This window comes from Sphingobium subterraneum, assembly GCF_014199435.1.
Lineage (GTDB): Bacteria > Pseudomonadota > Alphaproteobacteria > Sphingomonadales > Sphingomonadaceae > Sphingobium > Sphingobium subterraneum.
Genome location: NZ_JACIJP010000001.1, coordinates 747,017 through 762,193 on the forward strand (window position 1 = coordinate 747,017; position 15,177 = coordinate 762,193).

Annotated in this window: 14 protein-coding genes; 6 read left to right on the forward strand and 8 right to left on the reverse strand. The window is 63.2% G+C overall.

Annotated features, from left to right (window positions below):
* Nucleotides 1-30 precede the first annotated feature (30 nt).
* Together FHS92_RS03570 and FHS92_RS03575 are read right to left on the reverse strand one after the other, a co-directional pair.
* Nucleotides 31-792, reverse strand: coding sequence for an alpha/beta hydrolase family protein (locus FHS92_RS03570; protein ID WP_184077589.1), 762 nt, complete (start codon nucleotides 790-792; stop codon nucleotides 31-33).
* Between the two features lie 26 nt (nucleotides 793-818).
* Nucleotides 819-1,625 (reverse strand): SDR family NAD(P)-dependent oxidoreductase, encoded by an 807-nt coding sequence (locus FHS92_RS03575; protein WP_184077591.1) that lies wholly within the window; start codon nucleotides 1,623-1,625, stop codon nucleotides 819-821.
* Nucleotides 1,626-1,862: 237 nt separating this feature from the next.
* Here FHS92_RS03575 and FHS92_RS03580 point away from each other — a divergent pair, with 237 nt between their 5' ends.
* Complete coding sequence (locus FHS92_RS03580) at nucleotides 1,863-2,840, forward strand: LysR substrate-binding domain-containing protein (RefSeq protein WP_184077593.1); 978 nt, start codon at nucleotides 1,863-1,865, stop codon at nucleotides 2,838-2,840.
* 15 nt (nucleotides 2,841-2,855) lie between these two features.
* On the opposite strand, the gene FHS92_RS03585 is transcribed toward FHS92_RS03580, so the two are convergent.
* The 4 genes from FHS92_RS03585 to FHS92_RS03600 form a co-directional block, all read right to left on the reverse strand.
* On the reverse strand, nucleotides 2,856-3,977 hold the full coding sequence (locus FHS92_RS03585; protein WP_184077595.1) for an LLM class flavin-dependent oxidoreductase: 1,122 nt from the start codon (nucleotides 3,975-3,977) through the stop codon (nucleotides 2,856-2,858).
* 68 nt (nucleotides 3,978-4,045) lie between these two features.
* A complete protein-coding gene (locus tag FHS92_RS03590; protein WP_184077597.1) occupies nucleotides 4,046-4,930 on the reverse strand; it encodes an MBL fold metallo-hydrolase in 885 nt (294 codons plus the stop codon).
* A gap of 26 nt (nucleotides 4,931-4,956) precedes the next feature.
* Nucleotides 4,957-6,321, reverse strand: a complete 1,365-nt coding sequence (locus FHS92_RS03595) for an LLM class flavin-dependent oxidoreductase (protein WP_184077599.1) — start codon at nucleotides 6,319-6,321, stop codon at nucleotides 4,957-4,959.
* Nucleotides 6,322-6,413: 92 nt separating this feature from the next.
* Nucleotides 6,414-8,708 (reverse strand): TonB-dependent receptor, encoded by a 2,295-nt coding sequence (locus tag FHS92_RS03600; protein ID WP_184077601.1) that lies wholly within the window; start codon nucleotides 8,706-8,708, stop codon nucleotides 6,414-6,416.
* Between the two features lie 329 nt (nucleotides 8,709-9,037).
* Here FHS92_RS03600 and FHS92_RS03605 point away from each other — a divergent pair, with 329 nt between their 5' ends.
* The 4 genes from FHS92_RS03605 to FHS92_RS03620 all read left to right on the forward strand — a co-directional run bounded on the left by FHS92_RS03605 (nucleotide 9,038) and on the right by FHS92_RS03620 (nucleotide 12,753).
* Entirely contained in the window at nucleotides 9,038-10,039 is a 1,002-nt protein-coding gene (locus FHS92_RS03605; protein ID WP_184077603.1) for a LacI family DNA-binding transcriptional regulator, read from the forward strand.
* Nucleotides 10,040-10,092: 53 nt separating this feature from the next.
* Nucleotides 10,093-11,421 carry a histidinol dehydrogenase gene (hisD, locus tag FHS92_RS03610; RefSeq protein WP_184077605.1) on the forward strand — a complete coding sequence of 443 codons (1,329 nt, stop codon included), beginning with the start codon at nucleotides 10,093-10,095 and terminating at the stop codon, nucleotides 11,419-11,421.
* 1 nt (nucleotide 11,422) lies between these two features.
* Nucleotides 11,423-12,187: an SDR family NAD(P)-dependent oxidoreductase gene (locus tag FHS92_RS03615; protein WP_184077607.1), complete on the forward strand. Its 765-nt coding sequence runs from the start codon at nucleotides 11,423-11,425 to the stop codon at nucleotides 12,185-12,187.
* 80 nt (nucleotides 12,188-12,267) lie between these two features.
* On the forward strand, nucleotides 12,268-12,753 hold the full coding sequence (locus FHS92_RS03620; protein WP_184077609.1) for a GAF domain-containing protein: 486 nt from the start codon (nucleotides 12,268-12,270) through the stop codon (nucleotides 12,751-12,753).
* Nucleotides 12,754-12,828: 75 nt separating this feature from the next.
* Here the strand turns inward: FHS92_RS03620 and FHS92_RS03625 are convergent, their stop codons facing one another.
* Together FHS92_RS03625 and FHS92_RS03630 are read right to left on the reverse strand one after the other, a co-directional pair.
* On the reverse strand, nucleotides 12,829-13,488 hold the full coding sequence (locus FHS92_RS03625) for a CoA transferase subunit B (protein WP_246351751.1): 660 nt from the start codon (nucleotides 13,486-13,488) through the stop codon (nucleotides 12,829-12,831).
* Complete coding sequence (locus FHS92_RS03630; RefSeq protein WP_184077611.1) at nucleotides 13,488-14,198, reverse strand: CoA transferase subunit A; 711 nt, start codon at nucleotides 14,196-14,198, stop codon at nucleotides 13,488-13,490. Before FHS92_RS03630 ends, FHS92_RS03625 begins: the two co-directional genes overlap by 1 nt.
* Before the next feature lie 91 nt (nucleotides 14,199-14,289).
* On the opposite strand from FHS92_RS03630, the gene FHS92_RS03635 reads away from it, so the two are divergent.
* Nucleotides 14,290-15,159 carry a LysR family transcriptional regulator gene (locus FHS92_RS03635; RefSeq protein WP_184077613.1) on the forward strand — a complete coding sequence of 290 codons (870 nt, stop codon included), beginning with the start codon at nucleotides 14,290-14,292 and terminating at the stop codon, nucleotides 15,157-15,159.
* The last annotated feature ends 18 nt before the right edge of the window (nucleotides 15,160-15,177 follow it).

A 15,177-nucleotide genomic window follows, 5' to 3' on the forward strand; every position in this document is an offset into this window, starting at 1 on the left:
GAAGAAAAGGGGGAGCGTGGCTCGGTCCGGTCAATCCGCATCGACGGCCACCTTCGGTTTTTCGGTGAGGGCATCGACAAGGAAGGCCATCAGTTCGTCCATCTGGCCCGGCGCGGTCAGCGAATGGCCGCCCGGGAAGGTATGAAGGCACTTGTTCGGGGATCCTAGCGCCTCGAACAGCGCGCGTTGCCCGGCGGTCGAGAAGATCTCGTCCTCAGCCTTGATCTGGAACAGTGCGGGGGTCTGCATCGCGCGGGCGCTGCCCAGCAAGCTGTCTTCCTGACCCCAGTCGGTGCCCCACATACCGATCGCCGCCGCCCTGATACGCGGCTCGACGGCGCAAAGCGGAATGCCGTAGGCCGTGCCCATCGACGTGCCGAACCACGCCACCCGATCCGGATCGGCCCAGCCCTCGCCGATCACGGCGTCGAGCGCGATCTGCCAGTCGGTGACCATCCCATCGATGCCGGGGTTCGTCCGCCAGTGATTTTCGAATTCCGCGAGCATCTCCATGATGCCGAGCTCGTCCGACCGGCGGTGGCCGTGGATCGGCCCATCGATCAGGAGGACAGCGGCGCCCGTGCTCTCCACCACCGTCTGCGCAAGCGCGTCCGAGCGTTCGTGACGCTTGTGGAACGGGCCGCCATGCTGAAGAAGGACGACCGGCGCAGGACCATCTGCCCCGCCCCACGCGTTCCAGAACGTCGCCGGAACCACGCGCCCGTCCTGATGGATCGTAAAATCGAAGCACGGGTCGGAAGACTTGCCTTCGAGCGTAATTTCTCTGGTCATCGTTGCTCTCGCTTGCCTTCGCTCATTCAGTCCGCCGTCATGCCGCCATCGATGACGATTTCCGCGCCGGTAATGTGGCGCGCAGCGTCGGATGCGAGGAAGCACACGGTTTCCGCTATTTCCTCGGCAGAAGCGGCAACGCCGATCGGCACCATCGTCTTGGCGACTTCATGCGCGTCGAGCTTCGGCGCGGCGCCGGCTCCGGTTGCCCCACCGAGCATGCCCGCCTCGTCACTGCTGTGCTTGTGCCAGGCCGGGGTGTCGACGATACCGGGATGAAGCGAATTGACGCGCACATTGTTGCGCAGTTCCGCACATTCCAGCGCGATCGCCTTGGTCATCATCCGCACCGCGCCCTTTGCGCCGCAATAGCCCGCCATGCGCGCCTGGCCCTTCAGCCCCATGATTGACGAGATGTTGACCACGGCCCCGCCGCCGGACTTGGCGATCCGGGGGATGCCCAGTTTCATGCCGAGAAACGCGCTTTCCACATTGACGGAGAGCAGGAACCGGAAATCCTCAAGCGGCATCGTGAAGGTATCGGTGATGATGTTCTTGCCCGCGCAGTTGACGAGCACACCGAGCGGCACGCCATGCGCGTCGACCTCTGCGAGCGCGGCTTCCCATTCGGCCTCGTGCCGGACGTCGAGCGCGATGGCCGATGCGCTGCCACCCGCCTTGCGGATCAGGTCGACCGTGCCGTCGGCTCCCGCCTTGTCGAAGTCGGTCACCCACACGAACGCGCCGCGTGACGCCAGCGCGAGGCTGGTGGCCCGGCCGATGCCGCTGCCGGCTCCCGTGACGAACGCCGCTTTTCCCTCAAACCCTGCCATGTGTTCTCCTCTCAATCGGCCGCCGTTGATTCCACCCGGCGCCTGATTGTCGTCCCGATCCGTGATCCGCGCAAAGCGGCAGTATGGATGGAGGATATGCCGGAGCGACTTGCGGGACTAGCGCGATAAAAATTATGCAAGCTATAGGTAATAACCTATGGACGGGGCAGAGACTGCGCGATAACGACAAGGAGAAGGAGCGCATAGGCGCCATCCTTTTCGCGATGGGAGTTGCCCGTGAACCTGCGCAGCCTACGCTATTTCCTGAAGGTCGCCGAATATGGCAGCATTACCCGCGCGGCGCTGGGCCTCCATATTACGCAGCCCTCGCTCACGCAGCATCTCCGGCATCTGGAGGAGCATTTCGGACTACCGCTGTTCATGCGCCACGGCCGGGGCGTTATCCTGACCGAGGCGGGCAAGACTCTGCGCCTGAAAGCGGAAATCCTCATCGACCAGATCGACGGCCTGCAAAGCCAGCTCGAAACCAGCCAGACCCGGCCGCATGGCACCCTTTCCATCGGCATGCCGATCTCCTGGTCGGAACTCGTCACCTACCCCGTTATAGAGCGGTTCCGCCGGGATTTTCCGGATGTCTATATCAAGCTTACGGTCAACGCGAGCGAAGCCCTGGCGGAGGCGATGAGCGCCAACGAGCTCCAGCTCGCGGTCCTGGTCGAAACCGACGAACAGGACAGCTTCTGGTCCAAGGACCTTGTCGAAGACGACGTGTTTCTGCTCGGCCCCGCCGGGTCGGATCTCAACAAGCTGGGTGCGGTCAGCCTGAAGGACATTGCCCATTATCCGATGATCCTCCCGCTCAACCTGACCATGGTGATGCGGCGGATCGACCGCGCGATGGTCGCGTCGGGCGGCACGCTGAACGCGATCATGGAAACGCCCTCGACCAACATCCTTCCGCTTGTCGCGCGCGGGCTGGGCTATACGATCCTGTCCGCGTGCGCACTGCCCGCCACCGGGTTCGACACGGCGTTCGAGGCCATTCCGCTGACCGACGCCTCGATGACCTGGGCGATCGCGACACCGAAGAGTCGGCCCAAAACAGCCGCCGTATCGATGTTCGAGCGCTATCTGACGGAACAGGTGATGGATGTCGTCTCGTCCGGCCGCTGGCGAACCGCCAAGATGCGCACCGTGACGGGCGGCATAGCAGACGAAGACGAGGCGAACGGCATCGCCAAACTGCGGCTGTAGACGGAACCGGAGACGTCAGGCATGCGCGAATGGTTTGCGCAGGCCCGCCTGCTCCATCAGGGGCAGCACATCCCGGACGAACGTTTTTGTGCCTTCGACAAAGTCGATCCATGTCAGCAGCACACCGTCGAGCCCTGCACCGGAAAGCATGCTGAGCTTTTCGACGATCCGTTCCGGCGTGCCGACCAGCGGAAACCCGCCATAGCCCGCCGCATAGCGCGTCCGCACTGCTTCCCATGCCTCACGCGGCATGTCCTTCACCTCCGGCACGGACAGGCTGATCAGCCCGTCGATGCTTTCCCGGTCCTGATGCTCGACAGCATAATAATGGACGTAGTCGTCCGATTCCTTCTGCGTGTCGCGCTGAACGACATAGGTATGGGCCCACACCTGCACCTCGCGGCCAAATTGCTCGCGGGCGGTCCGCTTGTATTTATCGACCTCGGCCCGCACGCTTTCGGGATCTTCCGATCGGATGCCGATGAAGCACAGATCGGCATGCTCGCACGCAAAGCGCATCCCACGATCCGAATGCCCCGCGTTCATGATCGGCGGATGCGGCCGCTGCACCGGCTTGGGGTTGGAATAGCCCGCGATGATGTCGAAGAATTCGCCATGATGGTCGAACTCCTCGCCGGACGTCCACAGGCGCTGCAGCACGCCCAGCCATTCGGCGAGATAGTCGTAGCGCGCGTCATGCTCGCGCAGCGGCGCGCCGAACATCTCCAGCTCCGGCCGGTTCCATCCGCCCACGACGTTGAGGGCCAGCCGACCGTTGGAGATGATGTCGATTGTCGCGGTCTGCTTGGCGGCGACGATGGGGTGGATGGTCGGGGCGTGCGATGTCACGAATACACCCGCGTGCTTGGTCGCCTGCGCAATCGCGGCGGCCCAGGTGAACGGATCGAGCACCTCACCGGACACATGGCCGGGCTTGTCCTTGATATAGCCTTTCCAGCGCGCAAAGGGGACGATCGCCTCGAACCCCGCCCGGTCGACCTCCTGCGCGACCTCGACCGCCTGCGCCCAGGTCAACTGGTTCGCCTCGGGCGCCAGCGAGTGCGTCGTGCCGCGTCCGTTGGTGCAGAACGTGCCGAGCTTGAGCCTGTTGTCGCTGAAAACGGGATTATTGCTCATGCCATGCTTCTCCTGTCGGGCGGTACGATGGCCGTCCGCATCTTATTGTTCGTCCGCCGGACCCGTCCTCAGGTTTCCTCGACCGTCCACACATCGCCATCGGCCTTAACCGTCACGCCGGACGATCCTGCGAAATGGGCGACCAGCAACAGGATGTCGTGACTGGCCGCATGCTCCAGAATGCCGCGCCGCGTGGCGATCGATGTCGCATCGTCCCAGCAGAAATTGCTTGATATGTGCGGCAACGCGGCCTGCAGCGGATGATGGATCACGTCGCCGGTGATGATCGCTTCCTCGCCCCGCGAGGTCAGCACGATCGAGCAATGGTGCGGCGTATGGCCAGGCGTCGCCTTGAGCGTCACGCCCTCGACAATCGCATCACCGGGGTCCACCGTGTCGGCGAGCCCCGCATCGAGGATCGGCTTGACCGAGTCCGCAAAAATGGCGGGAGCGTCCCCGTCCGTCTCGGCCTGTGCGAAATCGACCTCGCCGCGCGCAAACAGATAGCGGGCGTTGGGGAAAGTCGGCACCCACTCGCCGTCCACCAGCATCGTGTTCCACCCGCAATGGTCGACATGCAGATGCGTGCACAGCACATAGTCGATACTCTCGCGAGGAAAACCGGCGCGCTCGATGCGTTCGAGAAACGGATTGTCGAGCCGGTCGAGCAGCGGATGGCCACGCGGCTTGTCGTTGCCAATGCATGGGTCGACCATGATCCGCTTGCCGCCCGCTTCGATGATAAACGACTGAAAATGGAGGATTATGTCCCCCTCTTCCGTCGTGAAGGACGGGCACAGCCAGTCATTATGCGCCAGCACATCGTCCCGCGTCGCCTGAATGAAGATCGCCGGGTCAAACGCCGTCGGCGGCAGTTCGAGCACCCGCGTTACGCGGATGTCGCCGATATTCCAGCGCTTGAACGTCTCCAGATCCATCGGGAGTTCCTGCATGTCACACGTCCTGTTTTCTGAATTCTCTAAAAGGGCCGCCGAAAGCCTGCGCCATAATGATTGGCGGGCAGGCGTCCATTCCCCTCAGGGAACATCTTTTCCCGCATGGTCCCCGGCGCATATTCGGTCTTGTAACGTCCGCGCGTCTGCAATTCCGGAACAACGAGATCAATGAACGACTTCATTCCCTCCGGCTCTACCGTACGGACGAGGTTGAAGCCATCCAGACCGGTTTCGTCCACCCAATCGATCATCGTCTCGGCCACCTGCGCGGGCGAGCCGACGATGAACGGCTCGCGGCCTGGCAAGTCCTCGAACGCGGCAATATCGCGCACCCGCACCTTCCGGCCGCCATTATATTTGGTCATCGCCTCGACCGCCGTCTGCATTGCGTTGCTTTCGACATATTCGATCGGATCGTCGGGATCGTAGCGGGAAAGATCGATGCCAAGGAAGGACGACATCATCGCGAGATTGCCTTCCTCGCTGCTGTATTCCGCATACACCCGCTTGCGGTCGCGCGCTTCCGCTTCCGTGGGCGCGACGATCACCGTGGTGGCGTTGAACACCTTGACGTCATCAGGGCCACGCCCCGCCTGCTCGGCGGCCTTGCGATACGCCGCAACGATCCGCTTGGCGGCCGCCTTGTCATTGGCGGCGGTGAAGGCCGCCTCGGCATGCTTGCCCGCGAAAACCGAACCCCGCCCCGACGAACCGGCGGCATAGATCAAGGGCGTGCGCTGCGGCGAGGGTTCGCACAGATGATAGCCCTCGCTGCGATAATGGCCGTCATGCCTGATCTTGCGCACCCGCGCGGGGTCTGTAAACACCCGGGCGGCCTTGTCACGCACGGCGGCGTCATCGGCCCAGCTCTGCTCCCACAGCTTGTAGACGAGATCCATATAATCGTCGGCACGGTCGTAGCGCTGGTCGTGCGGCACCGGCTCGACCCCCATCGCCCGCGCGGTCGACGCGAGGATCCCCGTCACCACATTCCAGCTCAAACGACCCTTTGTCAGGTGATCGAGCGTGGAAAGGCGACGCGCCAGCAGATAAGGCGGCTCGTAGGTGGTGTTCGCCGTCACCCCAAAGCAGAGATGCTCGGTAACCGTTGCCATCGCGGGGATCAGCATCATCGGATCGTTCGAGGGAAACATCCCGCCCGACCGCATGATCGCGTCGGGCTTGCCCTGATACACATCGGTCACGCCTAGGGTATCGGCCAGGAAAATGCCGTCGATCAGACCCTGTTCGGCGGTGCGAGCCAGTTCGATCCAGGTGGCAAGGTCGTTATAACGCTCGCCCTGCGCTCGCGGGTGCGCCCACAGCCCGGTCCATGCCTGCGCGGGCGACGCCATATAGAAAGCATTGATGAGGATCTGCTTGCCCATTGATCACCCTTGGTGGAGCGGATGCCCCGAAACGATGCCCCCCAATGCCGTAAACGGGCGGGCGCCAAGGTTGCCCCCGGCGCCCGTCGTTATCAGAACTTGAACGATACCGTACCGCCATAGGTGCGCGGTGCGGCCGCACCGGCCTGGAACCCGGCCGTGCCCAGAAGCCCGGTCGATTCCTGGCTGATCGAGTAATATTCCACGCCGCCCAGGTTCTTGCCCCAGATGCCGATGGTCAACCAGTCCAGCGTGTCCGGCGTCAGGCTGAGCGAGGCGTTGATCAGCGTCACAGCCTTCTCGAACACATAATTGTCCGGGTTCCACGCGAACCGGCCGGTGTGCGACAGGCTGGCGTCCGCCACCCATTTGCCCACGCCCGTATCGACCGTGTAGTTCGCGCCCAGGTCGAAGCTGACCTTGGCGACGTTCGGCAGGCGATTGCCGCTCGCACCTCGGGCAGTCTGCGCGGGGCAGGTCACACCTTCCGGCAGGCCCACCGCCGTCGTGCCGTTCAGGCAGTAGAAGGGCGCATTGGTGAAGCTGAGATATTTGCCGTCGAGGTAGGTGAGCGCACCGCGCAGGGTGAGGCCACGCGCCGCCGCCACATCGATGCTGATTTCACCGCCCTTGACCCGCGCCTTCTGGGCGTTGGACAGGTCGATCTGCGGAATGCCGCCGACCGAGATGACCGACAGAACCTGCGGGTTCTTGATGTCGTTCCAGAACAGCGAGCCGTTCAGGCGGACATGACGGTCGAACAATTCGGTCTTGAGGCCGAGCTCATAGGCATCGATGATTTCCGGCAGAACCGGCGACTTGCCCAGCGGGAAGGTCTTGTACGCCGCTGACTTGTATCCCCGGCTGACCGACGCATAGGCCATGATATCGTCGGTAAAGTGGTGATCGAGCACCGCTTTCCACGTCAGCTTCTTGAACGCCTCGGAGTCCTCGCGGCCCGGCTCGCGTCCCTTGAGGTCATCGATGTTGTAGCGCAAGCCGCCGGTGAAATTGGTCTGCGCGCCGATCGGCACCGTCGCCTGTCCGAACAGCGAGTAGCTGTTGACGATCTGCTGCGAACGGATCTCCGCCGTGCCGCCACCGAACGCATCGCCATAAAGGATGATCGGATTGTATTTCACATTGCTGTTGAGATAATAGGCGCCCAAAATCCAGCTGATGTCGCTGCCACGCTTCGACTTGAGCTGGAATTCCTGCGTGAACTGACGGTCCTTGCTGTTGAGATCGCCGTTGATGAGGTTCTGCGCAGTGATGTCCGCGTCGAGCCGGATCAGTTCCTTGGTATTGCGGAATCCGGTGATGGACACGCCATCGGCAAAGCCCAGATCCTGGTCGATGCGCAGCGTCGCGCCATAGCCTTCCGCCCGCGCGAACTGCGGCGTGTTGGAGCGCGTGTCATAGAAGTTCGCGCCCGGCACGTCGGCCAGCGACGGCAGCTTGACCGCCGGGAAGGGATAGCCCGGAACCGCCGAAGGGAACATCGCACTCGACGCATAGGTGCCGCTGTGGCGGTCGTTCACCATGCCGATATCGCCCTTGGAATAGGCGTAGAAGCCGGTCAGCTTCACGCGGGTCGCATCGCTCGGTTCCCAGAGCAATTTGGACCGCACCGACGCCACCTTCTCCTTGAAGATCTCATGCCCGTCGGCGAGGCTCTTGCCCCAGCCCTTGCTCTGATCCGTCCCGGCGACCGACAGGTTCCAGCCCAGCGTATCGGTCAGTGGTGCGGAGACATAGAGCTGCCCGCTCAGCCGCTGATAATTGGCATAGCCCAGCGTTCCGCTGACTTCCGTCTTGCTGCCCGGATCCTTGGTGAACATCTGGATTGCGCCACCCGACGAGTTGCGGCCGAACAGGGTACCCTGCGGTCCCTTAAGCACTTCGACGCGCTCGATGCTGTTGATCGCGAGAAACGCCGTCGAGAGGCGGGTGTAATACATGTCGTCAATATAGACCGGGACGCTGGACTCGTTGCCCAGATTGCCCGCGGCCGGGTTGCCGATACCGCGCAGGAACGGCAAATACACGCCGACGACCTGCGGGATGTTCAGCGAAGGATCGACGTGCGCCAGATCCTTGACGCTCGAAACGCCGCTGGCCTGAAGCGCGGCAGCGCCAAAAGCGGTGACCGCGACCGGAACGTCCTGAAGCTTCTGCTCGCGGCGCTGCGCGGTGACGACGATATCCTGAAGCTGCGTTTCCCCCGACGCTTCGTCGGCCGGAGCCGCGGCTGCGGCGGGTGTGGTGGCGTCCTGGGCAATCGCCGTCAGCGGCGTCATGCCAGTGCAGACCAGCAGCGCGCAGGACAGCTTGCGGGCAAAGGCCCCGCCCGTCAAATGCCGTAGTGTTTCGTTGTGGTTATTCATAACCTCCCCTTTCCGTTTCTGAAGTCAGCTGGCATCTGCGTCGATCGCAGCTGTGTCAGCCGCACGTGAAATCATCGGCAACTGCCCGGGCGTTCCGGGCACTCAACCTCATTTCCAGTTATGGGAACTACGCCCGCCCAAACCCGTGGTCTAGCGCGATAAAATTTATACGAACCATAGGTAATATCCTATGGAATTGGCGCACGGATTTATAACCAACTGGAAAGACCGGAGATTTCCAAACTCGATCTGTGGGGGCCGGAGCGATAACTGAGACAAATATGCAACTTCGGGTTGTTGTTATGCTCGAAACAGATAGAAGCCTGTTCATGTCCGACGCCCCCTCCTTTCGCAATCCCACAGCGCACGATGTGGCGCGTCTGGCTGGCGTATCCCAGTCCGCCGTGTCGCGGGCCTTCACGGCCGGGGCCAGCATATCCCCCGACAAGCGCGAGAAGATCATCGCGGCCGCGGACCAGCTTGGCTATCGACCCAACATCCTTGCCCGCTCGCTCATTCAAGGCACATCCAAGGTGGTGGGCGTCGTATTCGGCCAGTTTGAAAATCCTTTCTTCGCCCACGCCCTCGACCGCTTCGCCGAGGAATTTGCCGCGCGCGGGCTGCGCATCCTGCTGTTCACGGCCAAGACCAACGCCACCGTCGATGAACAGGTCGCCGAACTGCTGAGTTACAAGGTGAGCGCCGTCATCCTGATGGCCGTGAACCTGTCCTCCAAACTCGCCGCCGAATGCGCACGGTCCAACATCCCCGTTGTCATGTTCAACCGCACGACCGAGGAAGACCACGCCGCGTTCACCGTTACCGGCGACAACGCGGCAGGAGCAACTGCGATCGCCCGCCATTTTCTGGCGACCGGCCGAAAACGGATCGCGTACATGGCGGGCTATGATGACAGCTCGACCAGCCGCCAGCGCGAGGCGGCCTTCTTCGCGGCGCTCGCGGACAGCGGACTGCCACCACCGCGTCGCGCCATCGGCCATTACAGCCGCCACGGCGCGATCGAAGCGACTCGCGCGCTCTTTGCCTCCGCTTCGGATCAGCCCGACGCCCTGTTCTGCGCCAACGACCTGATGGCGATCGCCGCGATCGAAACGCTGCGCGCCGAGTTCGGGATCGAACCGGGTGCGCAATGCGCGGTAGCCGGTTTCGACGACATCCCGATGGCGTCCTGGCCCAGCTTTTCCCTGACAACCTACTCGCAACCGGTCGCCGACATGGTGGCGCGGGCCGTCGCATTTATCGCGGGGGAAACCGGCGAAGAGCAGGCGGTCGTGGTCCCGGGAAAATTGATCGTCCGCAATTCCGCTTGACCTCGAACCGCATCGCGCTATTTTATTTGCATACGTATGCAAAAGGAATAGCGATGGCGATCTACCTGAAACGAGGAGCAACGGCGCAGGCGAAGGCGGATCGGGACCGCTCCGTGCGCGACACGGTCGAGGGCATCCTCGCCGATATCGAAACACGCGGCGACGACGCGGTGCGCGACCTGTCCATCAAGTTCGACAAGTGGGATCGCGACAGCTACCGCCTGACCCCGACAGAGATCCAGGACTGCATAGACCAGCTGTCCGGTCAGGATCTCAAGGACATCGAATTCGCCCAGACCCAGGTGCGCAACTTCGCGCAGATCCAGCGCGATTCGATGAAGGATGTGGAGGTCGAAACTCTCCCCGGCGTCGTGCTCGGTCACAAGAACCTGCCACTCAACGCAGCGGGATGCTACGTGCCGGGCGGCAAATATCCGCTGCTCGCCTCCGCGCATATGAGCGTGATCACCGCCAAGGTTGCGGGCGTCCCGCGCGTCGTGACCTGCGCGCCGCCGTTCAACGGCAAGCCCGCCCCGGCGATCGTCGCGGCGCAGGCCATGGCCGGCGCGGACGAAATCTATTGCCTTGGCGGGATCCAAGCGGTCGCGGCCATGGGCATCGGCACGCAGTCGATCGCACCCGTCGACATTCTCGTCGGTCCGGGCAACGCCTTCGTCGCGGAAGCCAAGCGCCAGCTTTTCGGCCGCGTCGGCATCGACCTGTTCGCCGGCCCCACCGAAACGCTCGTCATTGCGGACGAGATCGGCTGCGACGGCGAACTCGCCGCCACTGACCTTCTGGGTCAGGCAGAGCATGGCCCCGACAGCCCCGCCATCCTTCTCACTACCTCGGAAAAGCTCGCCCGCGAGACGATGGCCGAGATCGATCGGCTGCTTCAGATCCTCCCCACCGCCGAAATCGCGCGCAAGGCGTGGGACGCCTATGGCGAAGTGATCGTTGCGGAAAATGACGAGGAAATGGTGCGCATCGCCGACGAGATCGCATCCGAGCATGTGCAGGTGATGACCCGCGACCCCGATTATTTCCTGAACAACATGACGAACTATGGCGCACTGTTTCTGGGCAACCGCACCAACGTCAGCTATGGTGACAAGGTGATCGGCACAAACCACACGCTCCCCACGAAAAAGGCCGCGCGCTACACCGGCGGCCTGTGGGTCGGCAAGTTTCTCAAGACCTGCACCTATCAGCGGGTGCTGACCGATGAGGCGTCCGCGATGATCGGCGAATATTGCAGCCGCCTGTGCGCTTTGGAGGGCTTCGCCGGACATGGCGAGCAGGCCAACATCCGGGTACGCCGCTTTGGCCATCGCGATGTCCCCTATGCTGGGCGCGCCGAACCCCTGGTCGCGGCCGAGTAGGATGGAGCTGCCCAGAACCCCCAGCTTCCGGCTTGACGGTCGCCGCGCGCTCGTGACCGGGGCGGGGCGTGGCATCGGGCTGGCGCTTGCCGCCGCGCTCGCCGAAGCGGGGGCAGCGGTCACGCTCGTCGCCCGTACGGGCAGCGAGATCGAGGAAGCCGCAGACGCGATCCGCGCCGCTGGCGGCACCGCCGAAGCCGCGATCCTCGACGTGTCCGACATCGCGGCCATTCGCGCCTTCTTCGGCGCGCGCCCCGCCTATCATATCCTCGTCAACAACGCAGGAACCAACCGGCCCAAGCCGATGTGGGACGTCAGCGAAGAAGATTATGACGCGGTCGTCAACCTCAATGTCAAGTCCGCCTTCTTCGTCGCACAGAGCTGCGTCAAGCGCATGGTGGAGGAGAAGGTCTCGGGCAGCCTCATCCACATCGGCTCGCAGATGGGGCATGTCGGCGGGCCGAACCGCTCGCTTTACTGTACGTCGAAATGGGCGCTGGAGGGCATGAACAAGGCCTTCGCGCTTGACCTTGCCAGCCATGGCATCCGGTCCAATACCATCGCGCCGACGTTCATCGAAACGCCGATGACAAAGCCCTTCTTCGAGAACGCCGAGTTCAAGGCGAGCGTGCTTGCCAAGATCAAGCTCGGGCGGCTGGGTAATGTCGAGGATCTGATGGGCGCCGCCCTGTTCCTCGCCTCGGAGGCAAGCGCACTGGTGACGGGTACCAGTATCGTCGTCGATGGCGGCTGGACAGCCGACTGACGTTGGACGGCGCCGCCCGCAGCTGATAGGGACAGCGGACGCAGTCCGTGCGTTCGCCCTCCCCTTGCCCATGGTGGTCCATGTACGCCTTCTCTCCCGACGCCGACCTGTCCCCGCGCGAGCGCCACGCGGAGTTGCGCGTGGCAGCACTGGCGATCACAGACGGCGAAGCGGACAGCATCGCCAACATGGCGAATGTCGCCGCGCTGATCTGGCAGTACCTGCCCGGTCTCAATTGGGCGGGTTTCTATCGCATGGTGGACGGGGAACTGGTGCTCGGCCCGTTCATCGGCAAGCCCGCCTGCATTCGCATTCCCTTGGGGCGGGGCGTGTGCGGGACGGCGGCGGCCAGTGGCGAAACCCAGCTCGTGGCGGACGTCCATGCGTTTCCCGGCCATATCGCCTGCGACGCCGACAGCCGTTCGGAACTGGTCGTCCCGGTGCTGCATGACGGGCAGGTGATTGCCGTGATCGACCTCGACAGCCCGGAACCGGCGCGCTTTACGCCAGACGATGCGGAAGGACTGGAAGCCCTCGCGCAGGCCATTGCCGCCCGCATCGGTTAACCTGCGACCCACCCGCAAAAACAGCGGCGCCCACCTTCTGGTGCGCGCCGCCACTTCTGCCCTCCGCCCGAGGGATCAGACGATATAATGCGCGGTCGTCTTGGCGGCCACTTCCTCCGGCGTGACGCTGGGCGCCGTTTCCAGCAGCTTGAACGGGCTATCATGGTCCGGGCGACGGAACACGGCGAGGTCGGTGATGATCATATCGACCACATTCTTGCCGGTCAGCGGCAACGTGCAGGCCGGAATGAACTTCGGATCGCCGTTCTTCGATGTATGCTCCATCACCACGATGATCTTCTTGACACCCGCGACGAGATCCATCGCGCCGCCCATGCCCTTGATCATCTTGCCCGGGATCATCCAGTTGGCGATGTCGCCGGTTTCCGACACTTCCATCGCGCCCAGCACGGTAAGGTCGATATGCCCGCCCCGGATCATCGCGAAGCTGTCGGCCGAGCTGAAATAGCTGGACGTCGGCAGTTCGCTGATCGTCTGCTTGCCCGCGTTGATCAGGTCGGCATCTTCCTCGCCCGCATAGGGGAAGGGACCGATACCGAGCATGCCGTTCTCGCTCTGGAGCGTCACTTCCATTCCTGCGGGAACATGGTTCGCCACGAGCGTCGGGATGCCGATGCCCAGATTGACGTAATAGCCGTCCTGCAATTCCTGCGCGGCGCGAGCGGCCATCTGGTCGCGGGTCCAGCCCTTGGCGATACCATCATGCGTTGTCATTATGCCGCCTCCCTTTCGCGCACAGTGCGGAATTCGATCTTCTTGTCATAGGGCGCACCCAGGATAAGGCGCTGCACATACACGCCGGGAAGGTGGATCGCATCGGGGTCGAGCGTGCCCGGCTGCACAATCTCTTCCACCTCGACCACCGTTACCCGGCCACACTGGGCAACCGGCACATTGAAATTGCGCGCGGTCTTGCGGAACACGACATTGCCGGATGTGTCGGCCTTCCAGCCCTTGACCACGGCCAGATCGGCGACGATGCCCCGCTCAAGGATGTACTCCTGCCCGTCGAATTCCATCGTCGGCTTGCCCTCGGCGACCAGCGTCCCGACGCCGGTTTTGGTGTAGAAGCCGGGAATGCCAGCGCCGCCCGCGCGCATCCGCTCGGCCAGCGTGCCCTGCGGCGTGAATTCCACTTCCAGTTCGCCCGCGAGATACTGACGCTCGAACTCCTTGTTTTCCCCGACATAGGACGAGATCATCTTCTTGACCTGCCGTGCCCGCAGCAGCTTGCCGAGGCCCTGCCCGTCGACGCCCGCATTATTGCTGGCAATCGTCAGGCCCTTGACCCCGGATGCCTCGATCGCATCGATCAGGCGCTCGGGAACGCCGCACAGGCCGAAGCCACCGCTGGCGATCAACATGCCGTCGAACAACAGGCCGGACAGCGCCGACTCCACATCAGGATATATCTTGTTCGCCATAAACCTCTCACTCCCTACTCGCGTTCGCCGTAGCGAGTTTCATTCATAAAAAATAGCAATTCATCTTTATGAAAATTGATAAATAAGCCGAATGAAACGAATCGCTTTATACCATCTCGAAACGTTGCTGTGGATTGCAAAGCTCGGAACATTCGGCGCCGCGGCAACGCGGCTTAATACCTCACAGCCCGCCATATCGGCCCGCGTGCGTGAAATTGAGCAGCAGCTGGGCGTCGAACTGTTCCGCCGCCACGGGCGCACCATGATCCTGACCGCGCGGGGCCGTCGCCTCGTGCAGGATTGCGAGGCCCACTGGGCGGGGCTGGAACGGGCGCTGCTCGGGGCAAGCGATTTTGCAGGTGCCGCCGGGTTGGTGCGGATCGGCGCGGGCGAGATTGCCGCCGCAAGTTGCCTGCCCGGCTTCGTTCAGGCGATTGAGCGCGAATTGCCTGCCGTCACGCTTGAAGTCGAACTCGATCTGACCGCGCGTCTGCTGGAACGGGTGCTGACCGGCATCGACGACATCGTGTTCCTGGCCGGTCCGGTGGCAAGCCCGGGCATTCGCACCGCGCCGATCGGTTCTGTCGCCCTGATCTGGGCCGCCAGCCCGGAAACGGCGGCGAAAGGCGGGTTTGCACGCCCCCTGCCCGTCTGGTCGCTGGCCAGCCACTCGCCCCTTTACCGCGTGACGCGGGACGCGCTTGCGGACGGGCATCTTCCCCATCGCGCGCTCAGCACATGCAACAACGTCCGGACCATGATCCAGATCATCGCCCATGGAGGAGGCGCCGCCGTGCTGCCGGAAACCATGGTGCGGGCGGAACTTGCCAGCGGGGCACTGGTGGAGATCCTGCCCCGCCCGGCGCGCCAGATCGAGTTCGAGGTGGCGATAAGGGCGAGCGAAAACGACCCGCTGATCCAGGAAATGTTCCGCCGGGCAGGAAGCCTCTGGATCGGCTGATCGTCCGCTGGCCTCTTG